This is a genomic window from Arthrobacter sp. PAMC25284 (assembly GCF_019443425.1).
Classification (GTDB): domain Bacteria; phylum Actinomycetota; class Actinomycetes; order Actinomycetales; family Micrococcaceae; genus Arthrobacter; species Arthrobacter oryzae_A.
In genome coordinates this window covers 2,144,683-2,161,092 of sequence record NZ_CP080382.1, presented here as the reverse complement: position 1 = coordinate 2,161,092, position 16,410 = coordinate 2,144,683, and the positions used below count along the sequence as shown (strand labels likewise).

Here is a 16,410-nt window from a genome sequence, read left to right as displayed (position 1 = left end):
CCGGCCCGGCCCGGCGCGGACGCACGGCGGACTATATTGGCGGTGTCAGCCCATCGATCCGATCGCGGGAGTGCGCAACTATGGCCAAGGAACTTGCAACCCAGCTCGTCGAACAACTCCAGGCTGCCGGAGTGCAGCGCATCTATGGCATCGTCGGCGACAGTCTCAACCCGATTGTCGACGCCGTCCGTAAGACGGGTGGTACAGGCAAAGGCGGTATCGACTGGATCCATGTCCGGCATGAGGAGGCGGCAGCCTTCGCGGCAGCGGCAGAAGCGCAGCTGACCGGGCGTCTTGCGGTCTGCGCCGGCTCCTGCGGACCTGGCAACCTGCATCTGATCAACGGACTCTACGATGCCAACCGGTCCGGGGCGCCGGTGCTGGCGATCGCTTCCCACATCGTCAGCAAGCAGATCGGCAGCAGCTTCTTTCAGGAAACGCATCCGGACCGGCTCTTTAACGAGTGCTCGGTCTACTCCGAGCTGATCAGCACCGCCGAACAGGCGCCGCGGGTCATGCACTCCGCCATCCAGCACGCCGTCGCGTTCCGCGGAGTCGCCGTCGTCACCCTGCCCGGCGACATTGCCGGACTGGAGGCAACCGCCGCCACTCCGCTGCCAGCGGCGTTCGTCCCGGCGACCCTGACGCCTGCACCCGAAAGCGTCCGGCAATTGGCCGAGGCGATCAATGCGGCCGGCAAAGTCGCGATCTTCGCCGGCATCGGTGTGCAGGGCGCCCATAACGAGGTCCTGGCGCTTGCCGAGCGCATTAAAGCGCCCATTGGTCACAGCCTTCGCGGCAAGGACTTTATGCAGTACGACAATCCCTACGACATCGGCATGACCGGGCTGTTGGGGTACGGCGCCGCGGCCGAGGGGATCGAGGATGCGGACCTGCTGATCCTGCTGGGCACCGACTTCCCGTACGACCAGTTCCTGCCCGGCACCCGGACGGCCCAGGTGGACCGGGCCGCCCAAAATCTGGGCCGGCGGACAGATGTGGACATCGCCGTCCACGGTGACGTGCTGCCCACCCTGGCGGCGCTGATGCCGCTGCTCGAGGCAAAGAGGAATCGCCGCTTCCTCGACAAGATGCTCAAGAAGCACGACCGGCTAATGAACAAGGCCGTGGGCGCCTACACCCGGAAGGTGGAAAAGACTGCACCGATCCACCCGGAGTACGCCGCATCGCTGCTTGACCAGGTCGCTGCCACGGACGCGATCCTCACGGCGGATACCGGCATGTGCAACGTCTGGACGGCGAGGTATATCAACCCGCTCGGAACCCGGCGGCTGATCGGGTCGTACCTGCACGGCTCCATGGCAAACGCGCTGCCGCACGCGATCGGTGCGCAGCTGTCCCATCCAGGCCGCCAGGTGGTCTCGGTCTCGGGCGACGGTGGGTTGTCCATGCTGCTGGGTGAGCTGATCACTGTGGTCGCGCACCGGTTGCCGGTCAAGGTGGTGGTGTTCAACAACGCCACGCTGGGCATGGTCAAGCTGGAAATGCTGGTGGACGGGCTTCCCGATTTCGGCGTGGACGTGCCCGACGCCAACTACGCCGCGGTGGCCCGCGCCCTGGGCTTCCACGCCGTCCGGGTCACCGATCCGTCCCGGATCGAGCAGGCTTACCGTGAGGCCTTTGCCCACCCGGGACCAGCCCTGGTGGAACTGATCACGGATCCCCAGGCGCTCTCCCTCCCGCCAAAAATCAAGGGCGCCCAGATCCTGGGCTTCGCCACGGCGATGTCGAAGGTCGTGCTTAACCGGGGAGCGGGCGAAGCCGTCAGCATGGCGCGCAGCAACCTGCGCAACATCCCCCGGGGCTGAGCCTGCATCGTGGCCCCGGCTTCATCGCCGCGTGGCCAAAACGAGGGCAAACCGTGACCCTGCAGGTATCGCCACCTCCGGCCTCCTGCTGGTTGACTGGCCCCAGGCGGAGTCCCGCCAGACCAACATGCCTGGAGACCGGGCCAGGAGGCGGCAATGAAAGCAAAACTTGTGGCAGCCGCGGCCGCCGCGGCTTTGGCATTGTCTGCCTGCGCCGCGTCGGCTCCCGAGATGCTGACGGCCGACGGCGTCCAACGGGTTTCCGCGGACCTGTCCTCTCATGCCGATGAGCTGGCAATGTTCCGGGACTCCGCACGGACTCTTGGTGGTGCCCTGCTGGCCGACGGCGGTGAAGCCGGCAACGGCAACGTGGTCTCGTCGCCGGTGAGCCTGCTGATTGCGCTGGCCATGCTGCGGGCGGGTGCCGCCGGAGAGACAGCGGCCGAAATGGACCGCGTGCTGGGACTCCCGGCAACCAACCGGGACGAAGCCATGAACGCGCTGCTGGCATCGCTGGAAAAGTTCGACGGCGACCCCGGCGCGGTGGACGAAAAGGAGCCGCCGCGGAAGCCGGTCCTGCACACCGCGAACGGACTGTTCGTGGACAAGGGTGCGCGCACGGGTGAGGTTTATCTGGAAACCCTCGCCCGGCAGTACGGTACCGGTGTCTACCCCGTGGACTTTTCGGATGAGGCTGCCACGAAGCCGGCAATCGACGCCTGGGTGAACAAGAACACCGGTGGCCGGATCAAGGAAGCGCCGGCGCAGTACGACCCAAGAAACACCTTCAGCCTGCTCAACGCGGTGTACTTCGCGGCGGCCTGGAAAGTACCCTTCGACCCCTCGGACACCGCGGACTTGCCCTTTACGACGGCGTCCCGTGAGCAGATCTCCGTTCCCACGATGCAGACCATCCAGGACGTCGACTTTGCCGAGGGCCCCGGCTGGCAGGCCGTAGAGCTGCCCTACGCGGACGGCTTCATGATGCGGCTCGTGTTGCCGGATGAAGGTGCTCCCGTCGCGGACCCCGGAGGTTTCGCCGCGGCCGAAGGGGCCCTTGAAACCGCGGCACCGTCGCCGGTGCAGATCTACCTGCCGGCGTGGGACCACAAGAGCAGCTTCGATCTGCGGAAAGTATTCGCCCGGCTGGGGCTGACACAGATGCTGGACACAGAAACCGACTTCAACGCGATCCAACGGGGCATGAAGCTCACGCAGGCGGCGCAGGCAGCGAACATCACCGTGGCGGAGAAAGGAACGGTTGCCGCGGCGGTTACCCAGATCAACGCGAAGGAGACAAGCGCCGGAGACGGGACGCTGCAGGTGATCCGCTTCGACCGGCCGTTCCATTATGAAATCGTCCACATCGAAACCGGATTACCCCTCTTCATGGGTAACGTGGTGGACCCCCGTCCGGCGTCCGACTGACCCCGTTGCCAGCTGAGTAGCGCTAGCGCGGGCCGCCCTGCCAGAGCGCGTCGAACGGCGCCCCCGAGGCCACCCGGTTACGGATCCCGGCCGTCACAAATGCTTTGGCCGTCCGGGCCGCCTCCAGCGGAGTGGCCCCCTTGGCGAGCTCGGCCGTCACCGCGGCGGCCAGCGAGCAGCCAGCCCCGGAGACTGCCACTTCGCCGACTTTAGGGGCGGACAGGATCTCGATCGTCTCGCCGTCGTAGTAAACGTCGACGGCGTCCGGGCCGGCCAGGCGCACGCCGCCCTTGGCGAGCACCGCGGCGCCGCTGAGCTCGTGTATCCGGACGGCGGCCGCCGTGAGGGACTCGACGTCGGTGATCTCCAGGCCGGAGAGCGACTCCGCCTCGAAGTGGTTCGGCGTGACGAACGTGGCCAGCGGCAGGATCCGGGTCTTGAGCGCCTGGTCCGTGTCCAGCGCATGGCCCGGCTCCTGGCCCTTGCAGATCAGCACCGGGTCCAGAACCACGTTCCTGTAACTGCCGGCTTCCAGCGCCGCCGCCACCGTCGAAATCGTGGCCGGGCTGCCCAGCATGCCGATCTTCACGGTGTCCAGCACCGCCGGTGCGCCGGACGCGGCACCGTAGGCCGCCGTCGTCGCCTCCAACTGGTCTGCGATGACGTGTTGGTCCATCGGGACGAAGCGGTGGTTCCAGCTGTTCTTGGGATCGAAGGAAACGATGCAGGTCAGGTTCGCGATGCCAAAGACGCCCAGTTCCTGGAAGGTCTTCAGGTCGGCCTGCGCGCCGGCGCCGCCGGTCGCTTCGGAACCTGCGATGGTCAGCGCGACGGCGGGTGTGGTCCCGGGGCGGGCGGCAGCGGTGTCAGCGGTGGATGTCATAGTTCCATCCTTTCATCCGCGCCAACCGGTCCGCGTGGTGCGTGTGAACAGTAAAAAGGGATCCCGCGTGCTTCGGAGAATGGGCAGCCGATTCGACGGCTCCGTGCGCGCTCGACGTGCAGGCTCTTTGTATCAGGCTGTCGTGTGACAGTTTGATGCGCGGGGCGGACCGTGGAGATGGCGCTGCTTCTGACATGCGGCCAAGGCTCGGCCGGGGCTTGCTGGTGCCGTCTGCATGGACGGGGTGCGAGAATGGAAGGCGGTTCCGGCACTTCGATTCTCCGGGGCCATCCAGTGCTAATACAGCCGGCCGCCGCGGGTCCCGAGGATCCGGGCGGCCGAGCGAACCACTATGAATGGAACCGCCATGTCCTCCGCCAAGACCTTTCCGGTCGCCACGCCTGCCAAGTTCGCCTCGATCGGGTCGCCGTATTTCGGCATCATGCTCGCCGTTATGGCCGTGGTTCTGATCCTGTCCAACATTGGGGCGTCCAAGGGTGTGGCGGTTGGTCCGATCATCACCGACGGCGGATTCTTCCTCTTCCCGCTCGCGTACATCCTCGGCGACGTCATCAGCGAGGTCTACGGATTCAAGGTCGCCCGCAAGGCCATCGTGACCTCCTTTGCCCTCTCCGTTTTCGCCTCGCTGTGTTACTGGATCATCATTGCGCTGCCGGGCTTCGACGATGACTTTGGGACCGCCAAGCAGGCCTCGCTCGAAGGCGCCCTGGGTCCGGTTCCGCAAATCGTCCTGGCGTCCCTGCTGGCCTTCTTCGCGGGCCAGACGATCAACTCGTGGATCCTGGTCAAGATGAAGGAGCGCACCGGCGAAAAGTCGCTGTGGGCTAGGCTCATGGGATCGTCCGGGGCGGGCGAGTTCGTGGACACCCTGATCTTCTGCAGCATCGCAGCCTCGGTCATCGGGATCAACGACGCCGCGTCCTTCGTCAACTACGTTCTGGTAGGTTTCGTCTACAAGACCCTCGTGGAGTTCGCCTTTGTGCCGGTGACCTCGCACGCGATCGGCTGGGTCAAAAGGCGCGAACCGAGCTACGGGGCCTAAAGTCCCCCGTTTCGACGGTTCCCTGCCGGTTCGATGCGGCGGCGGTATCTATCAAGCTGTTTGTGACAGCTGGTTGGTTTCTTTGTAGTTGATGCCGGCGTGGCCGGGGGCGCCGGGCGCTGTCGGTTTGCGGCGGTACCTGTGGGGGTTGCGTGCGTGGCAGGCGTCCAGTGTTGCCTGCCGTTGCCTGCGGGCCTGTTCGACGAGCCCGTGGTGGACGGTGTCCGGCGTGTAGTAGTTCAGGCCGCTGTGGCGGTGGTTGGCGTTGTAGTCCGCCAGGAACGCGGCCATGTGGGCCCGGGCGTGCTGGAGATCCTGGAACCGTGGGGGGAAGTCGAGGTCATATTTGACCGTCTTGAACAGGGATTCCGAGTAGGGGTTGTCGTTGGAAACCCGCGGGCGGGAGTAGGAGAGTTCGATGCCCAGAGACCGGGCGAGGTCCAAGGTCGTGCCGGCGCGCATCGGGCCCCCGTTATCGGCATGCAGCACCGCGGGGCGCTGCCGGTTTCCCGCGACCGCGTCCCTGATGAGAGCGGCCGCCAGGGCCGCTGTTTCTCCGTGTTCGACCCGGTGCCCAACGACCTTGCGGGAGTAGACGTCGATGATTGTGTAGAGCTTGTACGTGTGTTTGCCGGAGCCGTGGAGCATGGTGATGTCCCAGCTCCAGAGCTGGTTCGGGGCCGTCGCGACCAGGACCGGCTTGACCCGTCCCGGGCCCGTGCCGCCGCGTAGTGCGCGGCGGTCCCCGTTCTGCCCGTGCGCGGCGACGATCCGGTGGGCTGCCGCAATCGAGAAGGAGCAGTACCCGGCGTCGAGCATCCGATAATAGGCCTGGGTGACCGAGAGATTCCCGTAGTCCTCGGAGTTGAGCAGCTCCATGAACTCCTCAGCCTCGGCCGTGGTGATCCGGTTCGGGTAAGCCCGGTCACGGCGCGGCACGGTGACCCCTGCCGGGACAGGAGGACTCAGATGCCGGTACCAGGTGGTGCGGTGGAGGCCCAGCAGGGCGCAGGTCTTCACCGCTGACCAGCCCGCCGTGATCAGATTGCCGGCGAAGGTCAGGGCGATGTCTTTCCAGACTTTGGCACCAACCACTCCGGCCGGCCCGGCTCCGGTTCTTCCAGCACCGGATCGGTCGCCGCCGCGCTCTTGGCCATGGCGTCCAAGAGCGCGGAAGCTTTTCCCAGAATGTCCACCGCCGCCTCGGCCCGGGCCAGCTTGGCCTTGAGGATCTCGTTCTCCTTCAACACCCGCTTAAGCTGCTGTTTGTCGCCTGCGTTCAACCGCTGGTCCTCGTTCCCTTGCTTGATGCTGGACCTCAGCTCCCCGGCCTCGCGTTGCTGGACCCAGAGCCGGACGGTGTTATCGCCGATACCCACAGCCCGGCAGAACGCGATCCGGGACCCACGCTCCAGGCACTTCTCGTACTCATCCAGAATCGCGTGCTTTTGCTCGAGAGTGAAGTGGCTCCTCCCGGAGCGACGGACAGGGACAACAAAATCCATGACGGACCTTTCCCCGCCCCCGTGATCAGGCCGAGCCGACAGAGAACCTGTCACACAACAGCCTGACACACAGGGGCGGAGCGTCGATCCGGGATCTACGCATCGAAACGTCGCCAAGGCAGCTGTCACCTGGCCCCGACTTGAGCGCCTCCGCCGAGGGCCCGGAGCACGCGGCGCTTGAAGGCTGCCTCGTTGAACAGGTCTTTCCATTCGGTCCGGATGAACGTCCAGCCCTGTTCCATGAGGGCTTTTTCGCGCCGGCGTTCCGCAAACAGGACCTCACCGGTAGGGCTGTAATCGAAGTACTTGGTCTTGCCATCAAACTCGAGGGCAACCCTTCGTGCCGGCCAGGCGAAATCCAGCCGATGTTCCCCAACCGGTGTGCGGACCACATGCTGCAACACCGGCGGTTCGATCTTGAGCCGGAAAAGCAACTCCCGGGTCAGGCTTTCACCGGCTGACTCGGAACGGGCATCCGCCAGCTCCAGCGCCCGGCGCAAAGACACGACGCCGCTGCGGCCCGCCAGGGCGCTGCACCGGTCCCGAAGGATGGATATGTCCACGCCGAGGCGGCAGGCGTGGTCCATCAGGATCAACGACTGCCGGTTGTTGAAGATGAGGCAGCAATCCAGCACCGTGCGCTCCAGCGAGGTGCATCGGAGCCCCGCCTTGGACATCACGTCCCCGGGCGCCAGCGGCCGGGTATGGGCCACGACGTCGCGCCCGTGGGAAATCCGGGACGGGCAGCTTTCCTGCGTCAGATGAATCCGCTCGTCGACGGCCCACAGGTGCAGGCCATGAAGGCGGGCGGCGGAGACGTGGCTGTAGACGGAGCCGCCGGTCGACGTCGTCAGTGTTCCCTGGGCGTGCGCGAAGATCAGCTGACGACGGCGTGCGGAGTGCCCCAACCCGATCCACCAGCTTCCGCAGGCGTAGCAGCCTCTGCGCAGGCGGATGAGTTCGCCGGCCTGGATTTGATGCTCGATAGCCCGGGAGGTCAGCCCGGCTTCCTTGAGCTGGTCCGTGCGCCACAGCGTCGCTGATCCTGGGATTTCCGGCAAGGGTTTCTGGCTCATGTCTCCAGACTCCGCCCTCCGCGGGCCCGCCAACAGCCGTGGCTTACCCCATGTGGACACCGTTTCGACGGTTCCGCGCCCAGACGACGCCGCGAATCGTCGAGTGTGCAGGGAACCGTCGAAACGGCCGGGGAGGGGGCCGATGGGGCCTAGGAGTAGTACTGCCCCAGCGTCTCTGCCTTGAAGTCGAAGAAATTGCCGGCCTCGATCGCCAGCCGGGCATCGTCCACCATTTTCACCACGAACCGCTCATTGTGGATTGAGATGAGCGTCGCCGAGAGCATCTCTTTGGCCTTGAACAGGTGGTGGATGTAGGCCCGGGAGTAGTGCAGGCAGGCGTAGCAGTCGCAGCCATCCTGGAGCGGGCCGAAGTCGCGCTTGTACTTGGCGCCGGAGAGGTTGTAGCGGCCGGTGGGGTGGTAGAACGCGGAGTTGCGGGCCACCCGGGTGGGGGAGACACAGTCGAACGTGTCCGCGCCGTTCTCAATCGCGGTGAAAATGTCATCCGGCTCCGAGATGCCGAGCAGGTGCCGGGGTTTGTTTTCCGGCAGTTCCTCGGTGCACCAGCGCACGATCGTGCCGAGGTTCTCCTTCTCGAGCGCACCGCCGATGCCGAAGCCGTCGAAGTTCATCGCGCCGAGGTCCCGGCAGGCTTTGCGGCGCAGGTCCTCGTACTGCGCGCCCTGAATGACTCCGAAGAGGGCCTGGTAGGGCTTGCCGGCACGTTCGGTCGTGAGCCGGAAGTGCTCCGTAATGCACCGTTCGGCCCAGCGCCGGGTGCGTTCGAGGGATTCTTCCTGGTAGCCGCGGGAGTTTTGCAGCGTGGTCAGCTCGTCGAAGGCGAACATGATGTCCGCGCCGATCTGGTGCTGGACATTCATGGAGATTTCGGGGCTGAACCGGTGCCGGTCGCCATTGAGGTGGCTCTTGAACCACACGCCTTCCTCGTCCACGTGGGCCAGGCGTTCTTTGCCCGGAGCCACGGCGTCGTCCGGTCCGGATTGGTCTACGGATTTCATGTCGATGACCTTCTTGAACCCGGCTCCCAGGCTCATGACCTGGAACCCGCCGGAGTCCGTGAACGTGGGGCCGGCCCAGTTCATGAACGAGCCGAGCCCGCCGGCTTCATCCAGGATCTCCGCGCCAGGCTGGAGGTAGAGGTGGTAGGCGTTCGCCAATACGGCCTGGGCGCCCAGTTCGGCGACGGATTCAGGCAACACGGCCTTGACGGTGGCCTTGGTGCCGACTGCGATGAAGGCCGGTGTCTGGATCTCGCCATGTGGCGTGGCGATGGTTCCGGTGCGGCCCAGGAACTCCCCGCCGTTCTCAGCCACTTGCCCGGCCGACGGCGAGCAGGTTTCAGTCAGGCGCTTGCCGACGCGGAAGGAGAACTCGGACTGCCGGGCAGGCTGGAGGGCAGGGGCGGGCGTTTCACTATTGGCTGGCACGGTACCAGTGTGCCAGCTAACAGCGCGCGGGCTTTAGCGCATCGGCTCCGATGTGGGGTAGTTCTCAGCCCGCCAGGAGTCCCAATGGGTCCGGATGGACTCCAGCTGGTGGGCCCCCAGATCGTAGGTCGAGACGATGATCAGGGATCCGCCGTCGGGCCGGAGCTCCGGGATGGCGGGCTGGTCCGCCACGATCACGAGGCCTTCCCCGTGCTCGGCGTAACTGTGTACGGTCAGGCCGGCCTGATGGTTGCTGCGGAACCAGACTTTGCCGGAGATTTTCTCGCCGGTGGCCAGCGTCAGCGAGTAGGGTTCCCCGGCGGCGGGCAACCCGTCGAGTCCGAGCTTCTCAATCGCGGACCCGCCGGTGCCGGGCACGGAGCAGAACAGGGTTTTCCGTTTTCCGTGCGGGTGCCGCTCCAGCGCGAAGCGCAACTGGTGGAGGAAGGTCAGCCAGCCCTGGGTGATGTCCTCGTCCCACGCGGCCCACTCGGAGTCGTGGTCAACCGCAGACCGGGTAATGCTGACCTCGGTGCCGGTCTGGACCGGGTGGAGGGTGAAGATGTCGCCGCCGTCGACCTTGAGGGACGTGTGGTCGGCGGCTTCGACGACGTTCGGGCTGAAATAAATCTCGTTGATCTCGGCAGCCTGGTCATCGGCAGTCCAGCCGTGCCATTGGGCCACCAGGGCGGGTTCGCGCAGCATGGTCCAGACTTGCTGCGCGTCGGAATTGATCACAACGCTCAGATTGTTCGTCATGGGCTGAATCTACAACGCCCGGCCGCCGCGGGGTAGGGTCCGCCGGCTATCAAATGCCGGGCAGCACCCCGAAAGCGGGACCCAGCGGGACCAGACGGCGGGACCAGGCGGGACCAGACGGCGGGACCAGGCGGGACCAGACGGCGGGACCGGACGGCGGGACCAAGCGGGACCGGGCGGTGACTCCAATCGCGGCGTCAGGCGCGGACTGCCTCGAGTTCCTCGCCGATCCTTTGGTCCAGCTCCTCCGCGCCAAAAGTCTCGGAACCGCCGTGGGCCCTCAGGAACATCAAGGACTCAAGCCGCAGCAGCCGCCATTCACGTTCCGCATCCGGATCCGAGTTGTCGACGGACCGCAAAATCTCGTTGTCATAGAGGTTCGGCTCGTTGAGCGAACGCTGGAGTACCTTGGTATTGATCCTGGCCTTAAACGGGTCCGGTTCCATGGCATCGGGCGCCCGAAGGAACTTCTCGTACAGTGCAGCCCGGTCCGTCAGCCCCCGCAACCGGCAGATGTAGCTGGACAAAGACAGGGACGCTTCCACCGAGGTCCAGCGTCCGGGATTGCCGTCGAAGGGCAGGACATTAAGCAGGTCCGCGACCGCGAGGGCGTTCTCGGCGTCTTGGCGGATGACGAACAGTTCGTGTGCCAGATCGCTCAGGTCTTTGAGGCAGCTGCCGGACTTCGTATTGATGCCCTTCGCGAGCCGTTCGCCGAGTAACTGCACTCCGGCCGCACCCGGGTGCGCCCCGGCGACCGCCTCCACCGTGGATTCCGGCGAACCGTCCGGAGTGGGGATCAGGGAAAGGTCTTCTTCGGACGGGATGATTGCGGCGGCCGGCGGCGCCGGCAGGGGAGGTACGACGGCGGCAGCAGCGGCGGGGACGACGGCCAGCGGCGTGGTCTCCGGCCCGTTTCCCGCGAGCCGCATCGTGGAACCGGCTGCGATCCTCAGGACACCGCCGCCGGTGATCGTAGCGAGGACCACGGCCGGGGCGCCGAAGTCGTCGGTTTCCACGTCGAGCTTTTGGATTTCGGCGGAGTGCTCTCCATCGGGCAGGACCAGGCAGTCACCGGCCTGAAGCGAGCCGGCCTGCTTTTTGTCGTGGGTCCGTGTGGCTGGCGGCTGGTTCATCGTGAGTCCTTACGTTCTCTTGCTGTCCGCGACCAGTCTACAAAGGTGGGTGCAGGAAGTCGCGGTCGAAGCGGGGCGCTCAGGACTCCCGGGGTGCGGCCGGGCCACGGCCAGGACCTGGCCGGCCGCGCCGGCCAGGTCTAGTTCCCGACGCCGGCGAAGGCCAGCGCCTGGCGGATGAGGGCGCCCCGGCCGCCGCTGAACTCCAGCTGTACGTCCGAGCTCATGACTTCCTGCGGCGTCATCCAGGTCAGTTCGAGGGCATCCTGGCGGGGGGTGCATTCGCCGGTGACCGGTATGACGTAGGCCAGCGCCACGGCATGCTGGCGGTCATCGGTGAAGCCCGTATGGGACGGCGCCGGGAAGTATTCGGCCACGGTGAAGGGCACCGGGCTGACGGGCAGTTGCGGGAACGCCAGCGGCCCGAGGTCTTTTTCCATATGGCGCAGGAGGGCGGCCCGGATGGTTTCGCGGTAAAGCACCCGGCCGGAGACCAGGGACCGGATCATAGTGCCGTCTTCGTCGGCCTGCAGCAGGGTGCCGACCTCGTTGACGAATCCGAGGGGGTCCAGCCGGACCGGAACCGCTTCGACGTAAACCATGGGCAGCCGTCCGCGTGCTTCGAAGAGGTCGTCTTCGGAGAGCCAGCCGGGGTTCGGGTCAGGAGTGCGAACGTTCATGGTTAAGTTCTACCGCATCCCTGTCCCGAACCCCGCGCCGTGGCTTCACAAGGCCAGGATGGATTCCAGCGGCTCACCCGCGGCGATCCGTGCCAGGGGCAGGGGCGGGGCCGGTCACGCGCCTGCCGGCCGCGACGAAATCCACAGGGTCGCCCCGTTGGGGTTTTCCGGGAGGTCGGCCGCGTCGGGGTTGGCGACGTGCAGGGTCCGTCCGTAGGCCTCTTCCGTCATGCTGGCCCGGTGGCCTGCTGCCGTGAGGCGGTCCCGCAGGGTGGAGAGGTCGCCGGTGTACTCAAAGCCGAAACCGGACCGGGCGGTGCCGGCGGGCCGCACCATCAGCACACCCCCATTTTTCGCCGTGAAGTCCGCGGTTTCGTCGTCGTCCGGAGCCAGGCGCAACCTGGCCCCCATATTCCGCAGCGTTTGAGCTGCGGCGGCCGCGTCCGGCGTAAACCAGACTTCGACGACGGCGAGAGCCGGGTCAGCGTCGCACTGCCCGCTGTGGGCGGCTTTGTCCGCAAAGAAAGCGTAGCCGTCCTCGCCCGTGATCCGGCAGGTCTCGCCGTGTCCGGCAGTGACCAGCTCCGCGGGGGACGTCCCGTCCTCCACGCCGGCGGCATTGGTTCGGCGAGCAAATTCCGCAAGGTCTCCGACCTCGACGCCGAAGTCCGTCCGTCCGTCCAGCAAATATCGGTCCGGCGCAGTGCCGTTCTTGTTGGAACCGGCAGCGGCACCGGCATCCGCGCCGGTACCTGCGCCGGCCGGCACACCGGCTGCTACACCGTGCAGGGCGATGCGGCCCGAGCCGGCGTCGAACTCCTGCCAGCCGCCGTCGTCGACCGTCCGGACCATGCCGAGGGCGGACAGCAGACGCCCCCACTCAGCCATGCGGGAGGTGTAATGGATCGGGCGGACGCGCAGCATGGGATCTCCTCCTGGAATACGGGGTTGGCTCCACTAGCCATCGTGCCACCAAAGCACGCATCCGGTCAGCCCCGCGGGGTACCATGGCGCCTTGGCGGCTGAACTTGAGGCATTGCCCGCGCGGGATGCCGCCGAGTGCCGCCACTGGCTCGAGCAGCATCACGGGCAATGTCGCGGCTCGAGACGCCGTACCCGCAGACCAGGCGGCCGAAAGAACCGTAGTGGCCGCCGCCGCTGGCCCACAGCCGGGCGAATCGCCTCCCATCCACATGCCTGTACCCGCCATGCCAACCGCGACCCTTGCGTCTCGGTGTGGAAAGCCTTGGTAAAACTTGCTCCTTCCCTTCGGGTCCGTTCCGCGGGTCCGGGATACGTTTCTTGTACGGCCATTCGGGCCCCTGGCACAGGCAAACCGCCTGGAGGGATCCGGGTGAACGTGGGCGGTCCGGACTCAGCCGGACCCGGGAACAAAGGAATAGCCATGTCGTTGCAGCCATCTTCTTTGCCGGTACAGAACGAGACAGATCGCCTCCTGGACACCCTGACGGGTGAGCCCGATGAGGGCGGCGCTCCCGGCATACGTCAGCAGACCCTCATGATTATCGGCATTGTCCTGGCGGGGGACGATCCGGAGCAGGCCCCGGCCAGGGACCTTTTGCGCGCCCGGCTCGAGGCCAACCCGGGACGCCCGGAGCTCGCTCTCGCGGAACATCTCGGTGCCCTCGGATCAAAGATGTTTCCTGCCGGACCGGACACCGGCGTGGACCTGCCTGGACAGTTGGTCGGCGCCTCCTGACCCAAGCGCTTCGCCAGGGCCCGGGGGGGCCGTGACGTGGGCGTCGGGCAAGAAGGCCCCTCGCGGCCTGATCCCAGCAATTTCCCAGCCATCACTCTGGATACCCGAAGTTCAAGACGGAAGAATGGGCAAATGCCCCCTTCCCAGCAGGCTCCCTTGACGCCTGCCTCCCGCAGCACGCCGGGTCCGTCCCGCAGGCCGTTTTTCGCCGCTGCTGCCATGCTCGTCATAGGTGAAGCTATGTTTTGGACGATGCTTGCTGCCGTCCAGACGGGCAGCGGACCCGCCGTCCTCGACGGGCAGGTGCACGATGTACTGGTGGGATTGCGAAGTCCCTGGGCCACCGCCGTGCTGGGCGCAGTGACAACGGTGACGTCGCCACTTTCGATGACGGTTGGCGGTCTCGCACTTGCGGTGGGCTGGGCCGTGTGGAAGCGGGAGATCTGGCGGCCCGCGCTGCTGATCGGCGCGATGATGGCGACGTTTGCCCTGTCGACCCTGATCAAACAGCAGGTGGGCCGCGCCCGCCCGCCCGCAAGGGATTTTCTCCTTGGCCCGGACGATGCCTTGTCCTTCCCCTCCGGACATACTTTCGGTGCGGGCGTCTTTCTTTTCGTTCTGGCCTACCTCTTGGTGTCGGGCCTGACGACGCGGACGACGGCAGTCCTCGCCTATGCGGCTGCCGCCATTGGGACCGGGGCGGTCGCCCTGAGCCGGCTGTACCTGGGCTATCACTGGCTGACCGATGTCCTGGCGTCCATCGGATTGGCCATCGCCGTGACCGGGCTCGTGATGCTGGTCGACGGGCTGCGTGCGGCCAGGCGCCCTGCGCCGGCTGCCAGGACCGTGGCTGACCCGGTACCGGTCGAACGGGCCGGCGGCCCCCCTGCCGATGCACCCACTTCCGGCGCACCCTCTGCCGATGCGCCCACTGCCGGCGCACCCTCTGCCGACCGTCGTCGGACGCCCCTACGGCCCGACGCCCAGCGTCTGGCCGATCACGACCGCAGCGGCTGAGGACCACGCCTGCGGATGGCACGAGGCCGGGTATGGCACCGCAACTCCGGAGTCCGCCGACCCCACGCCGGCGAAGAGCTCGGGCAGCCGGTGGCCGAAGGAGCCCGCGGCCGCCAACAGGCCCTGCGCCAGGATTCTGGCTTCCGGGCCGAAGCCCTCCGCAAGAAGTCCCCGGATCGCGATGGCCGTGTCGTGGCTCCAGACCGAACCACAGTGATAACTGAAGGGCCAGAAGCCGGCGGCCTCGCGGGAGAGGGTGTGGAGTCCGTACCCGGAGAACAGTTCCGGGCTGAGCAGCCGGTCCGCGACGAGCCTGGCCTCGTCCGCGTCCAGGATGCCCGTCCCCAGAAGATGGCCCATGTTCGAGCCGGGAACATCCAGGGGTTCCCCGTTGCCGTCGAGGGCCATGGCCGGAAACCGGCCGCCGTCGTTCTGAATCCAGAAACTCTCGCGGAAGCGCTGCCGCAGGGCAGCAGCGAAGTCCCGCAGGGCCGCTCCGCCGGGTTCCCCGTACGCATCGAAAAGATCTGCGGTTTCCAGGGCAGCCTGGTAGGCGTAGCCCTGGACTTCGGAGAGCGCAATGGGGCCGTCGGCCTGCCGCCCGTCGCGGAACTGCATGGCGTCCCGGGAATCTTTCCAGCCCTGGTTGCTTAACCCGTGACCCGTGGCGTCCCGGTAGCTAAGGAACCCCTCGGCCCCGCTGCCCGGCACCGCTCCGGCGTCCCGCCCGCCCGCACCCGGCAGCCATTTGGCCGCCCGAGCGGCGTTCGGCAGCAGGGCCCGGACGACGTCGGCTTCCTCGCCGGTACGCCGGAGTTCGCCCAGCAGGCACAGCCAGAGCGGAGTGGAATCCACCGCGCCAAAGTACACCGGAGGAAGGCGCAGCCCCTGGCTCTCCAAAACCAGCTCACCGGACCGCAGCTCATGGAGTATCTTCCCGGGTTCCTCGGCGGCGGCCGGATCTGATCGGGTGCACTGAAAGGCGGCCAGCGTGCGCAGCGTGCCGCCGGCGAGCCCGGCATCCAGCGGCAACAGCAGCCGCGCGGCCCATAGCGAATCCCGACCGAACAGGGTGAAATACCAGGGCGCCCCCGCGGCAAGGAACGGAGCGTCCGGCAGCGCGCTGGTTGCCAGCCGGAGTCCGGCCACGTCATCGAGGGAATTCTCCAGCAAAGTGCCCAGGGCCCCCGACGGGCCCATGCTGGGCCACCGCGCAGCCGGGGCCCGCGGCGCGATCACCGCGGCGTCGGCGTCATCGAGTTCGGCCTGCCATTCTGCCGCAAAGACCCTGCCGCGGCGGGCCGTTCCGCGCCAGCTAAACCCGCCCTCCGTGGTGCTGCTGCCGGTGGCTGCCGCAGTGACGGTCTTGCCGCCCTCACGCCAACGCAACGTCGAATCCTCGGCGCCAAAAAGAGAGGTGGGGTCGCGGAAGCGGCTCAGACGGATGGCGGCCATGTCGGTAAAGTCGGCGGCAATGCGGACCACGATCTCCACGTCCAGGGCGGCCAGTGACGTGTTGAGCTGCAGGCTGTGGCGCACCAGGCCCGGCGTGACCGTCCAGGTCTGCACAAGTTCGACGGCGGGATCCTCGGGGGCCCGCAATCCCGCGGACCAGTCCGCGGACCCGCAGAACACCGCCGGGTTCGGATTTCACCGTGGCGGCTTCGGGCTCCATGCCGTTGACCAGCACCAGCGCCTGGCAGAGCATCCTGGTATCGCCGTGCAGCAGCCCGGTAAGCCCCGCCGGGCTGCGAACACCCAAGCCTGGGGCGCGCGTGACAGGGGCGTCAGTGCCGGGGGTGCCGGCCAGCCGCCCGTCCGGGTCGAGCCATAACTGGGTGGGAGCGGCGACGGCGCAGTGCTGAC

The 16,410-nt window shown here is 66.8% G+C and carries 15 protein-coding genes; 5 read left to right on the top strand and 10 right to left on the bottom strand.

Features of this window, described 5'->3' with window-relative positions; translation table 11 throughout:
* Window positions 1-80 precede the first annotated feature (80 nt).
* Together KY499_RS09980 and KY499_RS09975 are read left to right on the top strand one after the other, a co-directional pair.
* Window positions 81-1,829, top strand: coding sequence for a pyruvate dehydrogenase (locus KY499_RS09980; protein ID WP_219885329.1), 1,749 nt, complete (start codon window positions 81-83; stop codon window positions 1,827-1,829).
* A 156-nt stretch (window positions 1,830-1,985) separates the two neighbouring features.
* Complete coding sequence (locus KY499_RS09975) at window positions 1,986-3,257, top strand: serpin family protein (RefSeq protein ID WP_123256746.1); 1,272 nt, start codon at window positions 1,986-1,988, stop codon at window positions 3,255-3,257.
* A 22-nt stretch (window positions 3,258-3,279) separates the two neighbouring features.
* On the opposite strand, the gene KY499_RS09970 is transcribed toward KY499_RS09975, so the two are convergent.
* Entirely contained in the window at window positions 3,280-4,140 is an 861-nt protein-coding gene (locus KY499_RS09970) for a hydroxymethylpyrimidine/phosphomethylpyrimidine kinase (protein ID WP_123256747.1), read from the bottom strand.
* Window positions 4,141-4,507: 367 nt separating this feature from the next.
* Between KY499_RS09970 and KY499_RS09965 the strand changes: the two genes are divergently transcribed.
* Window positions 4,508-5,203 carry a queuosine precursor transporter gene (locus KY499_RS09965; protein ID WP_123256748.1) on the top strand — a complete coding sequence of 232 codons (696 nt, stop codon included), beginning with the start codon at window positions 4,508-4,510 and terminating at the stop codon, window positions 5,201-5,203.
* 51 nt (window positions 5,204-5,254) lie between these two features.
* On the opposite strand, the gene KY499_RS09960 is transcribed toward KY499_RS09965, so the two are convergent.
* The 8 genes from KY499_RS09960 to KY499_RS09925 form a co-directional block, all read right to left on the bottom strand.
* Entirely contained in the window at window positions 5,255-6,298 is a 1,044-nt protein-coding gene (locus KY499_RS09960) for an IS3 family transposase (RefSeq protein ID WP_123253733.1), read from the bottom strand.
* Window positions 6,262-6,708, bottom strand: coding sequence for a transposase (locus KY499_RS09955; protein ID WP_123253734.1), 447 nt, complete (start codon window positions 6,706-6,708; stop codon window positions 6,262-6,264). Before KY499_RS09955 ends, KY499_RS09960 begins: the two co-directional genes overlap by 37 nt.
* A 125-nt stretch (window positions 6,709-6,833) precedes the next feature.
* Window positions 6,834-7,784 carry a type IV toxin-antitoxin system AbiEi family antitoxin domain-containing protein gene (locus tag KY499_RS09950; protein ID WP_123256749.1) on the bottom strand — a complete coding sequence of 317 codons (951 nt, stop codon included), beginning with the start codon at window positions 7,782-7,784 and terminating at the stop codon, window positions 6,834-6,836.
* Window positions 7,785-7,933: 149 nt separating this feature from the next.
* Window positions 7,934-9,232, bottom strand: a complete 1,299-nt coding sequence (gene tgt / locus KY499_RS09945) for a tRNA guanosine(34) transglycosylase Tgt (RefSeq protein WP_123256750.1) — start codon at window positions 9,230-9,232, stop codon at window positions 7,934-7,936.
* Window positions 9,233-9,265: 33 nt separating this feature from the next.
* Window positions 9,266-9,991 carry an SRPBCC domain-containing protein gene (locus tag KY499_RS09940; RefSeq protein ID WP_123256751.1) on the bottom strand — a complete coding sequence of 242 codons (726 nt, stop codon included), beginning with the start codon at window positions 9,989-9,991 and terminating at the stop codon, window positions 9,266-9,268.
* A 197-nt stretch (window positions 9,992-10,188) separates the two neighbouring features.
* A complete protein-coding gene (locus KY499_RS09935; RefSeq protein WP_123256752.1) occupies window positions 10,189-11,127 on the bottom strand; it encodes a DUF6707 family protein in 939 nt (312 codons plus the stop codon).
* A 140-nt stretch (window positions 11,128-11,267) separates the two neighbouring features.
* Complete coding sequence (locus tag KY499_RS09930; RefSeq protein WP_123256753.1) at window positions 11,268-11,807, bottom strand: NUDIX hydrolase family protein; 540 nt, start codon at window positions 11,805-11,807, stop codon at window positions 11,268-11,270.
* A gap of 114 nt (window positions 11,808-11,921) precedes the next feature.
* Window positions 11,922-12,731: a VOC family protein gene (locus tag KY499_RS09925; RefSeq protein ID WP_123256754.1), complete on the bottom strand. Its 810-nt coding sequence runs from the start codon at window positions 12,729-12,731 to the stop codon at window positions 11,922-11,924.
* A 481-nt stretch (window positions 12,732-13,212) separates the two neighbouring features.
* On the opposite strand from KY499_RS09925, the gene KY499_RS09920 reads away from it, so the two are divergent.
* Window positions 13,213-13,527, top strand: a complete 315-nt coding sequence (locus KY499_RS09920; protein ID WP_148045251.1) for a hypothetical protein — start codon at window positions 13,213-13,215, stop codon at window positions 13,525-13,527.
* Between the two features lie 132 nt (window positions 13,528-13,659).
* On the top strand, window positions 13,660-14,544 hold the full coding sequence (locus KY499_RS09915) for a phosphatase PAP2 family protein (protein WP_219885328.1): 885 nt from the start codon (window positions 13,660-13,662) through the stop codon (window positions 14,542-14,544).
* Here KY499_RS09915 and KY499_RS09910 read toward each other — a convergent pair.
* Complete coding sequence (locus KY499_RS09910) at window positions 14,497-16,146, bottom strand: amylo-alpha-1,6-glucosidase (RefSeq protein ID WP_219885327.1); 1,650 nt, start codon at window positions 16,144-16,146, stop codon at window positions 14,497-14,499. The two genes, KY499_RS09915 and KY499_RS09910, sit on opposite strands and share 48 nt — an antisense overlap.
* Window positions 16,147-16,410: the final 264 nt, after the last annotated feature.